Annotated in this window: 8 protein-coding genes; 6 read left to right on the top strand and 2 right to left on the bottom strand. The window is 41.8% G+C overall.

Going from position 1 to position 12,676, the window contains the following annotated elements:
- Positions 1-18 precede the first annotated feature (18 nt).
- Positions 19-1,203, bottom strand: coding sequence for a CDF family manganese efflux transporter MntE (mntE, locus tag QM409_RS09635; RefSeq protein WP_229294693.1), 1,185 nt, complete (start codon positions 1,201-1,203; stop codon positions 19-21).
- Positions 1,204-1,508: 305 nt separating this feature from the next.
- Here mntE and QM409_RS09630 point away from each other — a divergent pair, with 305 nt between their 5' ends.
- From QM409_RS09630 to yaaA, 5 genes are all read left to right on the top strand, one after another.
- The gene (locus tag QM409_RS09630; RefSeq protein ID WP_414305629.1) at positions 1,509-4,205 is read left to right on the top strand and encodes a cation-translocating P-type ATPase; all 2,697 of its coding nucleotides are present in this window, start codon (positions 1,509-1,511) and stop codon (positions 4,203-4,205) included.
- A 115-nt stretch (positions 4,206-4,320) separates the two neighbouring features.
- Positions 4,321-4,731 (top strand): peptide deformylase, encoded by a 411-nt coding sequence (locus QM409_RS09625; RefSeq protein ID WP_045612079.1) that lies wholly within the window; start codon positions 4,321-4,323, stop codon positions 4,729-4,731.
- An 11-nt stretch (positions 4,732-4,742) separates the two neighbouring features.
- Positions 4,743-6,338: a hypothetical protein gene (locus tag QM409_RS09620; RefSeq protein ID WP_414305630.1), complete on the top strand. Its 1,596-nt coding sequence runs from the start codon at positions 4,743-4,745 to the stop codon at positions 6,336-6,338.
- Positions 6,339-6,508: 170 nt separating this feature from the next.
- Positions 6,509-6,673, top strand: coding sequence for a YczI family protein (locus QM409_RS09615; protein ID WP_084886634.1), 165 nt, complete (start codon positions 6,509-6,511; stop codon positions 6,671-6,673).
- Positions 6,674-6,751: 78 nt separating this feature from the next.
- On the top strand, positions 6,752-7,480 hold the full coding sequence (gene yaaA, locus QM409_RS09610) for a peroxide stress protein YaaA (protein WP_070479901.1): 729 nt from the start codon (positions 6,752-6,754) through the stop codon (positions 7,478-7,480).
- 47 nt (positions 7,481-7,527) lie between these two features.
- Here the strand turns inward: yaaA and QM409_RS09605 are convergent, their stop codons facing one another.
- On the bottom strand, positions 7,528-9,012 hold the full coding sequence (locus tag QM409_RS09605; RefSeq protein ID WP_414305631.1) for a M protein trans-acting positive regulator PRD domain-containing protein: 1,485 nt from the start codon (positions 9,010-9,012) through the stop codon (positions 7,528-7,530).
- A 216-nt stretch (positions 9,013-9,228) separates the two neighbouring features.
- Here QM409_RS09605 and QM409_RS09600 point away from each other — a divergent pair.
- The coding region (locus QM409_RS09600) for a G5 domain-containing protein (RefSeq protein WP_414305632.1) at positions 9,229-12,676 on the top strand (3,448 nt) is incomplete at its 3' end.

Below are 12,676 nucleotides of genomic sequence, written 5' to 3'. Positions count from 1 at the left end.
TCTCATGACAGGATTTCTCTATTCTTTTTTGGTTTCTTGATGAAAGACATTTTGCCAAGTTTCGTGGCGACGCCAGATACTGGTATGGACGATACCTTCTAACTCATAGCAGATGAGTTTTGTTTTCTGACTGATAGAAGTGATTTGGATGTCCTTGATAGCAGAATTCAACTCTTTTTCGGCTTTATAGGTCTCTTTATCCATCTGTTCTCCATCTTGACGAATATAGACAAAATCATCAGCCAAGAGTTCTTCCAGTTGATTTCCCTGGTCAATCAATTGTTCGCGCATGAGTAATTTTTTATAGACATTGTCTAAAATCTCATCCTCAGGTATAGGTGCTGGCTCGATATGGACATCGGTATCAAAGACCCCAAAACGCTCTTCCAACATAGACTCGACTTGATCCGCAATCTCGTGGCTCTCATAAACCGACAAGTCAGGATTCATCTCCAGCGTGATATCTAGGTAAATGTTGCTACCGTAAGTGCGACCTCTTTGGGACTTAACCTTACTGATTTTGGGAATTTCCATGATAGCCTTTTGATAGTCCTCAAGCAGACGGTCGTCGAAACCATCTGAAAGACTAAAAGAAGACTCGATGAAGATATCATAGGCAGTTTTCAAGATAAAGAAAGTGATGATGATAGCGACCAGTTTATCCACAATGGGATAATTGAAACTGCTGGCCAGGATGGCAATGGTAGTACCAAGTGAGGTAACAGCATCAGAAAGATTGTCCTGGGCGGCAGCCTTGAGTGCCTTGGAGTTGGATTTCTTACTGAGGCGAGTATTGTAGAGATAAACTAGAAACATAATCGCTGCAGAAATGATTCCTAGAGTTGCACCCAGAGGGTCAATGACTGTTTCTTCACGACTGAGAATCTTTTGAATGGTATCCCTTAGAACATCAAAGCCAACATAGAACATGATAATAGAAGTGACCAAGCTAGCCAAATCTTCAATCTTCCAGTGGCCAAAACGGTGGTCTCGGTCAGCAGGCTGGCGCGCCATCCGAATGCCTATCAAGAGGGCAACATTTCCAATGATGTCCGACACGTTGTTAAAACCATCGGCCACCAAACTGGATGAATGGAGGAGGTGCCCAGTTGCTAATTTGGCTGCAGACAAGATCAAATAGGTCGAAATACTGATAATGGCCCCACGCTCAGCTAACTTGAGATTTGAGATAGATTGCTTCATTCAACTTCCTTTCTAGTCACATAGCATTCTACCATTATACTGGTTTTCAAGGGAAAATTCAAATAAGTCATTTTTTACTCTTTGAAAACTTTTCAAAATTTGGTATAATAGTACTACTCAAGGGAGTAGCTGGCAGAAACCTGTGATAGTGTCGTCATTCCGAATTTTATACTGAAAAGTATGCTTTCCGGCACTATCTTAAACAGCGAGACTTGTTATGATTAACAGGTTTCTTTTTGTTTGTCGTGAAAAGATACGATGGGAAAAGAGAGTCTGTTTTGCACACAATGTCAAGGAGGAGACACATGTCAAAAGAACAAAAACGCCAAGCGTTTTACACTCAGAGTCCTGAAGAGGTCTTGAAGGCTGTGGATGCGACCGAGAAAGGTTTGTCATCAAGTGAGGCAGAAAAACGCCTTGCCGAATTTGGCCACAATGAACTCGAAGAAGGCGAGAAACGATCAATACTGGTCAAGTTCATCGAGCAATTTAAGGATTTGATGATTATTATCCTAGTTGCGGCAGCAATCTTGTCAGTCGTGACTTCTGGTGGGGAAGATATCGCAGATGCCATTATCATCCTAGCTGTGGTTATCATCAACGCTGCCTTTGGTGTTTACCAAGAAGGAAAAGCAGAAGAAGCCATCGAAGCCCTCAAATCTATGTCAAGTCCAGCTGCCCGCGTTCTTCGCGATGGTCACATGGCGGAGATTGACTCTAAAGAATTGGTACCTGGAGATATCGTTGCCCTCGAAGCAGGTGATGTAGTGCCAGCAGACCTACGTTTACTAGAAGCCAACTCTCTTAAAATTGAAGAAGCAGCTCTTACAGGTGAGTCTGTGCCAGTCGAAAAAGACTTGACAGTTGAACTTGCTGCAGATGCTGGTATTGGTGACCGTGTCAATATGGCCTTCCAAAACTCAAATGTGACTTATGGTCGTGGTCTTGGTGTTGTTATCAATACAGGGATGTACACTGAAGTTGGTCACATCGCAGGTATGCTCCAAGATGCGGATGAGACGGATACACCACTTAAACAAAACTTGAATAACCTTTCTAAGGTCTTGACCTATGCTATCTTGGTCATTGCCCTTGTTACTTTTGTAGTGGGTGTCTTCATTCAAGGGAAAAATCCACTTGGTGAGTTGATGACCTCTGTTGCGCTTGCCGTTGCAGCCATCCCAGAAGGACTTCCTGCTATCGTGACCATCGTTCTTGCCCTTGGTACTCAAGTTTTGGCCAAACGAAACTCTATCGTTCGTAAGTTGCCAGCTGTAGAAACGCTTGGTTCAACTGAAATCATCGCTTCTGATAAGACTGGTACGCTTACCATGAACAAGATGACCGTCGAAAAAGTCTTCTATGATGCAGTCCTACATGACTCTGCTGATGACATTGAACTCGGCTTGGACATGCCTCTTCTTCGTTCTGTAGTTTTGGCTAATGATACCAAGATTGATGCAGAAGGAAACCTGATCGGAGATCCAACCGAAACAGCCTTTATCCAATATGCCTTGGACAAGGGCTACGATGTGAAAGGATTTTTAGAGAAATATCCTCGTGTGGCTGAGTTGCCATTTGACTCTGACCGTAAGCTCATGTCAACGGTTCACCCATTGCCAGATGGTAAATTCCTTGTAGCGGTCAAGGGTGCCCCAGACCAACTTTTGAAACGTTGTGTTCTTCGTGATAAAGCTGGGGATATTGCTCCGATTGATGAGAAGGTTACAAACCTCATTCACACAAACAACTCTGAAATGGCTCACCAAGCCTTGCGTGTCCTCGCAGGTGCTTATAAGATTATTGACAGCATTCCAGAAAACCTGACTTCTGAAGAGCTTGAAAATGATTTAATCTTTACTGGTTTGATTGGAATGATTGACCCTGAACGTCCTGAGGCAGCTGAGGCTGTTCGTGTGGCTAAGGAAGCTGGAATCCGTCCAATCATGATTACAGGTGACCACCAAGATACTGCAGAAGCTATTGCCAAACGTTTGGGAATCATCGATGCAAATGATACAGAAGGCCATGTTTTAACTGGTGCTGAACTCAACGAACTATCTGATGAAGACTTTGAAAAAGTTGTTGGTCAATACTCTGTTTATGCCCGTGTGTCTCCAGAACACAAGGTTCGTATCGTGAAGGCTTGGCAAAAACAAGGTAAAGTCGTTGCCATGACAGGTGATGGTGTCAATGATGCGCCAGCTCTGAAAACAGCAGATATCGGTATCGGTATGGGAATCACTGGTACAGAGGTTTCTAAGGGGGCTTCTGACATGATTCTTGCAGATGATAACTTTGCGACTATTATTGTTGCAGTTGAAGAAGGACGTAAGGTCTTCTCAAACATTCAAAAGACTATCCAGTACCTACTTTCTGCCAATACTGCTGAAGTATTAACCATCTTCCTATCAACCTTGTTTGGTTGGGATGTCTTGCAGCCAGTTCATCTTTTGTGGATTAACTTGGTAACCGATACCTTCCCAGCTATCGCTCTAGGTGTTGAGCCAGCTGAGCCAGGTGTCATGAACCATAAACCACGTGGACGCAAGGCAAGCTTCTTCTCAGGTGGTGTTTTGAGTTCTATTATCTATCAAGGTGTACTCCAAGCAGCTATTGTTATGAGTGTTTATGGTCTTGCCCTTCTTTACCCAGTTCACGTGGGTGACAATCATGCCATTCATGCAGATGCCCTAACTATGGCCTTTGCAACCCTTGGTTTGATTCAGCTCTTCCATGCCTACAATGTCAAGTCTGTTTACCAATCCATCTTGACAGTTGGCCCATTCAAGTCTAAGACCTTCAACTGGTCCATCTTGGTATCCTTCATCCTTCTCATGGCAACAATTGTCGTAGAACCGCTTGAGGGAATCTTCCACGTAACCAAACTAGACTTGTCACAATGGGGAATCGTTATGGGCGGAAGCTTCTCAATGATTATTATTGTCGAAATCGTTAAATTTATCCAACGCAAACTCGGTTTTGACAAGAATGCGATTTAAAAAAAAAGTCATCTTCGGATGGCTTTTTGCTACAGTTGAGGGAAAGGGCTTGCAGTTGCCGTCTTTTGTGCTATAATTGCTATAATATAGTAAAAAACAAGAGGAGTGTGAGGAAGTGGAAAAGAAAATTGTGAAGGATATCTTGTTTTTATCTCAGGTATCTCAGCCAGCAAGTCAGGAAGACCTTTATCTTGCCAGAGATTTGCAGGATACACTCTTAGCAAATCGTGAGACTTGTGTCGGTCTGGCTGCCAATATGATTGGGGTGCAGAAGCGCGTGATTATCTTTAATCTTGGTTTGGTTCCTGTGGTCATGTTTAATCCAGTGCTCCTGTCCTCTGAAGGAGCTTATGAGACAGAAGAAGGCTGTTTGTCCTTGACAGGTGTGAGACCTACTAAGCGTTATGAAACCATAAGGGTTGCCTATCGTGACAGCAAGTGGCAGGAACAGACCATTACCTTGACAGGCTTCCCAGCCCAGATTTGCCAGCATGAACTGGATCACTTGGAAGGACGAATCATTTAGGAGGAAAGCAAATGAAACGAATAGTCTTTGAACTTATTTTTATCGCAACGACCTGGTATATCTTTTTACCGCCTCTTAACCTGACCAGCTGGGAATTTCTCTTTTTCCTCTGTGGGCATTTGCTGGTTGTAGCAATCTTATTTGGTTTTGGCAAGGGGATAAACCTTGTCAAAACGGTTCATGTGCGCCACGGCAAGGCGGAAGCTGCCTTAAATCTTGAGGGTTTCAAAATCAATCGGTTAGGGAAAATCCTTTTAGCTTCTATTGGAGGAATTCTTCTCTTAGCAGCCTTGGTTTCCTTGGTAACTTCTAGCATTTTTCAGGCTAAAAATTATGCCAATGTAGTCACAGTTACGGAAAAAGACTTTACTGAATTTCCTAAGACTGATACCAGTAAGGTTCCTATCTTAGATAGAAGTACCGCTGAAAAAATTGGTGACCGCTACTTGGGTTCCCTAACAGATAAGGTGTCGCAGTACGTAGCGGCAGACACCTATACCCAATTGACGATTGATGGGAAACCTTATCGGGTTACACCACTAGAATACGCAGAACCTATCAAATGGTTTAACAATCAAGCTAAGGGAATCGGTGAGTATATCAAGGTGGACATGGTAACTGGAAATGCCAACTTGGTGGACTTGAAGACGCCAATCAAATATTCTGACTCGGAGTATTTTAACCGTGATGTCAAGCGTCACCTGCGCTTGAAGTACCCAACCAAGATCTTCAAAACTCCATCTTTCGAGGTGGACGATGAGGGTAATCCTTTCTATGTAGCAACGGTTTACCAAAAGCAATTTGGACTTGCGGTTCCCCGTCCTGTTTCAGTCATTATCTTGGATGCCACAAATGGAGAAACCAAGGAATACAGCTTGGCAGATGTTCCAGAATGGGTGGACAGGGTCTATCCAGCTGAGGAAACCATCGAGCAAATCAACTACAATGGTAAGTACAAGGATGGTTTCTGGAATGCTATGATTTCCAAGAAAAATGTGACCCAGACTACCAAGGGTTATAATTACTTGTCTATCGGCAATGACATTTATCTCTACACAGGTGTGACGTCGGCCAATGCAGATGAAAGTAATCTTGGTTTCATCCTTGAAAATATGCGAACAGGAGAAATCACGAAGTATAGCTTGGCTTCTGCGACCGAAGAATCAGCCCGTGAATCAGCCGAAGGTGCTGTCCAAGAGAAATCCTACAAGGCAACCTTCCCAATCCTCATCAACCTCAATGACAAGCCTCTCTACATCATGGGCTTGAAGGACAATGCTGGCCTTGTCAAAGAGTATGCTCTGGTAGACGCAGTTGAGTACCAAAATGTTATCGTAGCCACGACAGTGGAAGAGCTGCTCAGCAAGTATGCCAATAAAAACGACCTTGAGATTGATAATGCAACAACTGAAAGCATCAAGGGTGTGGTAGCAGACCTCAAATCAGCTGTTATCAAGGGAGATACCGTCTACTTCTTTAAAGTTGATGGCAAGATTTACAAGGTTAAGGCCTCAGTATCAGATGACCTGCCTTACCTTGAAAATGGTAAAAACTTTGAAGGTCAAGTAGGAAAAGACAACTATCTCAAGACCTTTAAAGTACAGTAATACTCTTCGAAAATCAAATTCAAACCACGTCAACGTCGCCTTGCCGTACTCAAGTACAGCCTGCGGCTAGTTTCCTAGTTTGCTCTTTGATTTTCATTGAGTATAAAAAAGGTTTATTTAAGAAATATATATTATAATAAGGTAAATTAAGACTAATGGAGGACAAATAAATGGGTTTTTATTTGATGCTTGCTTCAATGCTACTCGGACTGCTCGCTTTGAAGATAGGTTTTTCTCAGTTCAAGGAGAAAAAAGATAAACTTTTATCTATCTTAACAAGCTTAGCAGGCATATCCCTTGTTCTCGTGGCTGTCTGGTTAGGATGGCCGAAATAAATATAGAAACCTCGGTCAAACCGAGGTTTTTCAGATGAATTTCTTGGTTGTGGCTAAAAAATATGCTACACTATCAATATGAAAATTTTAATCCCAACAGCAAAAGAAATGAACACAGACTTGCCAAGTATCGAAGCTGCCCCTTTAAAACCAGAAAGTCAGGCTGTGCTGGATGCCTTGGCTTTCTATTCTGCTACTCAATTGGAGAGTTTTTACAAGGTATCAGTTGAAAAGGCGGCGGAAGAATTTCAAAATATCCAAGATTTGAAAAGGCAAACTGCTCAACACTACCCAGCCTTGAATCTATTTGATGGGCTTATGTACCGCCATATCAAGCGAGATAAATTGACCGAGGTAGAACAAGCCTATCTTGAAAATCATGTCTTCATTACTTCGGCCTTGTACGGTGTTGTTCCAGCCTTGTCACCTATGGCTCCTCACCGTTTGGATTTTTTGATGAAGTTAAAAGTCGCTGGTAAGACTTTGAAGAGCCATTGGAAGGTAGTCTATGATGAGGCTATGAATGGTGAAGACCTAATTTTCTCTCTCTTGTCGTCAGAGTTTGAAACTGTGTTTTCTAAGGAAATCAGAGAAAGGATGGTGACCTTCAAATTCATGGAGGACAAGGGTGGTCAGCTGAAGATTCATTCAACCATTTCTAAGAAAGCGCGTGGTGCCTTCTTGACAGCTCTGATAGAAAATCAAGTACAGACGGTGGAGGAAGCACGTCGCTTAAGTTTTGCAGGATTTACCTACCGAGAAGATTTGTCCCAGCCACAGGAATTGGTTTTTGTTAAGGAAGTATAGAAATCAGATAAGAGAAAAAGTCAGCAGGACCCTGCTGACTTTTTAGTTTATAAAGTATTGGATATATGAATCTCATTTGATAAAGTGTTGAGGTGATTAACCAAATCCATGATTGACAGATGGTTTCGGCAAATAAACTTCTTAGTAATCCCTGGAATATAGAAATTAGACACGATGATATCGTAATCTGTCTGATTTAAAATCTCAGGACTTGTTTGTAATTCATCCCAAGTATCGAAGGTGAAGCGGTTATTACAGTAATAGGAAAGCATATCAACAAAGGTAAGGGATATAGCATGGTCAAAGTTACTGATAATCAAAACCTTGATAGGTGGTCGATTTTCTAACAACTGAGTAGAGAGGTTTTCAGCATGGGTTAAGATGGTGTACATCAGGTGTTCCAACTGTTCAGGATGGTCATGCTGTCCAATTGCTTGACGGTATTGAGCCAGTTCTTGACGTGCACTTCCCATAAAGTCTGGGAAGTAAACTTCAAATTTTTTAATCGTCAATGCTTTTTGTTCAAATAGGATTGGGGTAGAAAAGATTTCCTGTCTTTCAAAGAAAGCAGTGTTGTGTAAATGCCAAATCAGCTCATCGTGGTTGGTAAAAGTAATCTTATATTGTTTTGATAGGCGTTCTAATATTTGACTCAGTAATTGGTAAGAGTATCTTGCTTCACTGTTTTCTTCTAAAGAGTTGAAGAATTCTTGAGGATTTAAGAAAAGATTGTTTTGAATAAAGGATATAAAAATTTGGGCGATGATATCTGGAGTGATTTCAAGTCCCAGTTTTTCAGAGAAATGGACAAGTAGCTCCTCAAAATTTGGAATATTCATCAAAAGAGGGTAGTATTCATCGAAGAAATGATTTGGTAAGTCGATAAAATGACCATTTTTGACGCGGTAAATACTGATAGCTATCATCAATTTGTACATTCTATAAATTGAAAATCGCATCGGGTAATTCGTGATTTTATAGAAGAAGTCAGCAAACTCTGTTAAATCCTCTTCAGGAAGGTCAGGAAAAGGCCAGTCTAGGAAATAATAGCGCTCAGAAAAGTATTGGGCAAAAAAATAACGAATATCCGTTTCATTACCAAGAATTGCAGTAGGGGTAAAAGATAATTCAATCTGAAATTGTGATGATAGAGTTTTTGTAATATTTCGGCCTAATCGATAGAGGTTGGCACTACTTGAGTGAAGATTTTCTATCGTTCGATAAATAGGTAGCCCCTCATTGAAGAACATATACTCTAGTAATTGAAAAGACTGAGAATGAGCAAGAAAATATTGATAAATATCTTCTACACTAGTGTTAACATCTAAATCTATCATAATTCCGTTAACGGAAGATTGGATGTCAATATTTGGGAAAGCTGTTCGTAATTCATTTAAATCATTTTTTAGGATTCGTTCTGTACATCCTAATTTTTCGGCAAGTGCATGTAACCTTATCCAATTACGATTCTGAATTAAGGTTTCCATTAAACGTAATTGTCTTTGGTCTTTTGTGGATAAAAGGTTGCGCATTTAGGTATTTCCTCCTAAATTATATTGTATCATAATTATGATTCTTTTGTACAAAAAAACAAGAATTAAAAATATGTACATTAAATTCAAAAAAAAAAAAAAAAAAATATGGCTCCATGGTACAAAAATCAGATATATTAATTTCATAGATAATATTGATTAATGGCTCAAATAGTTGTAAAGTGTAAACTATAAATTACTATCTAGGAGTTTGAAATGAAACATTCACATAAGAAATCATTTGACTGGTATAGCATGCAACAACGATACTCTATTCGTAAGTATCACTTTGGTGCGGCTAGTGTCTTGCTCGGGACAGCCTTAGTCTTGGGAACTGCTGCCAATGCGCAATCAGTACAAGCAGAGGAACAACATCCTGAGGCAACTAATAGTGTCTCTGTTGATAAGGATAAGGTAGATGAAGCTACTAAACCAGCAGAAGTTTCTACACCTAAAAAAGAAACAACTTATGCAGCTCCAACTGTTGCTAACCCAGTAGAAACGACTCCAGTTAAAACTGAAGAAGCTACTAAAACAGCAGAAAAAGTTGAAGAAGCAAAAGACAAAAAAGAAGAAGTAACGCATCAAGATGCTGTTGACAAGTCAAAATTGTTAACAGCTCTTTCGCGTGCTAAAAAACTTGAGAGTAAGTTATATACAGAAGCAAGTGCTGCTAACTTGCAAGCAAGTATCCAAGCTGGTCAAAGCTTGCTTGGAAAAGCAGCTGCGACTGAAGCTGAAGTATCAGCAGCAGAGTCCTCTATCCAATCGGCTATTATTGGTCTAGAACTTCGTTCTAACTCTGATAAAGGAACTGTATCAGAAACTCCTGTAGTGAAGAAAACTGACACAGCAGAAGCCAAAGAAGAAGCTAAACCAGCTGCAACAACGACTGATCGTTCAGCTGTTGATAGTAGCGTTTTAGCAACTAATGCACCTGCCAAAGTAGAAACAACTTCAGCTCCAAAATCTACTAATGAAATCTTGAAACCAGGTTTGAGCCTTTCTGATGCTCGCCAAAATCCAGCTATCCGTAAGGAAGACTTGGATAAAGGGCATAGTGGTTTTAGAGCGGCTAGCAATCCGGCCAACCCAATTGTCTCAGGTTCTGGTAACACAGTTGCGTTTTCAGACATCAGTCAAGCTGGTCGTAGTTATAGTTTCCGTGGCTACGGGAACTCACGTGGTGGTAATTCAATTCATTACGATGTAACAACAGTACGTCGAGGTAATCAATTGAATTTCACAATCGAATATTCTGGTCCGGGCGAATTTGTTAATAATAACTTTATCTTGGATAAAGGGGATGGATTTGGAAATCCTTCCAATGCGACCATCACAACTCCAAGATTAAGAGAGCAATCAAAACCTATTAGCCAGGGTGCTAACTTCGTATCTCACTCAGGATACAGTATGACTTCTGCTACTTCAACGAGTGAGAAACAAACTATCAGATTTAGCTTGCCAATCAATAATCCAAATGGTGACTTGTCTGTTCGTTTGAAACCTGTTACTTTTAACGTGGACCAAGGTGGTGGTGGTGCCGCTACTAGCAATGACCCATACAGTAACTCTAACTATTATCATAGAGCAAATCCACTCCTCTTGGATGCAAACCCTTATGGTGGTACTAATAATAAGACTGTTTCAGAAGACATTGATTTCCAAACAGTCTACCTTCCAACTAGTAAGTTACCAGAAGGTCAAACTAGATTAGTTCGAGAAGGTGAAAAAGGCCAACGTCAAATTACCTATAAAGTTCATCGATTTGGTAACGAAACACTTTTAGGATTGCCAATTAGTAATTCTGTTACTAAAGAAGCTAAGCCACGTATTATGCAAATTGGTGTGGCTAAAGAGCTAATCGATACAGTAAAACCACGTGTAGATCAAAATAAAGTCGGTGATACAAATAACCTCACTTTCTATCTTGATAACGATGGCAACGGTGTTTATACTGAAGGTGTAGACGAACTTGTTCAAAAAATTGCTATTAAAGATGGAGCGCAAGGTGCCAAAGGTGAAAAAGGAGACCGAGGCGAACGCGGTCTGACTGGAGCCCAAGGTGCTAAAGGTGAAAAAGGAGACCGAGGCGAACGTGGTCTGACTGGAGCCCAAGGTGCTAAAGGTGAAAAAGGAGACCGAGGCGAACGTGGTCTGACTGGAGCCCAAGGTGCCAAAGGTGAAAAAGGAGACCGAGGCGAACGCGGTCTAACTGGAGCCCAAGGTGAAAAAGGAGACCGAGGCGAACGTGGTCTGACTGGAGCCCAAGGTGCCAAAGGTGAAAAAGGAGACCGAGGCGAACGCGGTCTAACTGGAGCCCAAGGTGAAAAAGGAGACCGAGGTGAACGTGGTCTAACCGGAGCGCAAGGTGCTAAAGGTGAAAAAGGGGACCAAGGTGAAAAAGGGGACCGAGGTGAACGCGGTCTCACTGGAGCCAAAGGTGAAAAAGGAGACCGAGGTGAACGTGGTCTCACTGGAGCACAAGGTCAGGCAGGTCGTGACGGTGTAACTCCAACCGTAACCGTTAAAGATAATAAAAATGACGGCACTCATACTATCACTATTAACGACGGTAGAGGTAATGTTACAAGTACTGTTGTAAGAGATGGTTTCGATGGCGCAAGTCCATTAGTTGCGACTCAACGAAATGACGCAGATAAAACAACAACAGTTATCTTCTATTATGACCAAAATGATAACAACGAATTTGATGCAGAAGATACAAAACTAAAAGAAGTTGTCATTGCAGATGGTGCTAAAGGCGAAAAAGGTGACCAAGGCGAACGTGGTCTAACCGGAGCGCAAGGTGAAAAAGGAGAACGTGGAGACCGTGGTGAAACAGGAGCAGCGGGACGTGACGGAAAAACTCCAAAAATCACAACTGCTCGTGGAGCAGATGGTCGCAGTACTGACATTACATTTACAGTTCCAGGAGAAGAACCTGTAACAGTTAACATTAAAGATGGTAAAGATGGACGTACACCAACCATTGACTTAAATGCCTTAGCTGAAGCAGCAGCAAGATTAAACAATCAAAGAAGCGGAAGAGTAAGAAGAGCTTTAGCAGACGCCCCATCTACAGCACCAGCAGAAAAACCAAGAGAAGGTACTCTTATTACAGCGTACTTTGATAACAATGGTAATGGTCGGTACGATGAAGGTATAGATGACTTAATTGCTAAACAACCAATTTATAATGGTACAGACGGTGCCAATGGTGCAGCAGGTGCAGCCGGACGTAATGGTGCTGAATTATTAAGTGGACCTAAAGCACCAACAGCAGATGATGGTAAAGATGGCGACACTTATATCGATGCAACTACAGGTGATGTTTATAAGAAAGAAAACGGAACTTGGGATAAGATTGGTAACATTCGTGGACCTCAAGGTCTAAAAGGTGAAGCCGGAGTTGCAGGACCACAAGGGCCACAAGGGCTACAAGGACCTAAGGGTGACCAGGGTGCTCAAGGTCTTCAAGGTCGTGATGGTCAAGACGGAGCACAAGGTTTACCAGGACGCGACGGACGTGATGGCGCAGCAGGTCGTGACGGACGTGATGGACGCGACGGAAAAGACGTCTTGAACGGCAAAGTTAACCCAGAAGCAAATCAAGGTAAAGACGGCGATAAATACGTTAATACAGAAACAGGCGACGTCTTCG

This window comes from Streptococcus mitis (genome assembly GCF_047465045.1).
GTDB classification, from domain to species: domain Bacteria; phylum Bacillota; class Bacilli; order Lactobacillales; family Streptococcaceae; genus Streptococcus; species Streptococcus mitis_DT.
The sequence above is the reverse complement of the archived record's forward strand: the minus strand, read 5'-3'. Positions and strand labels throughout refer to the sequence as shown.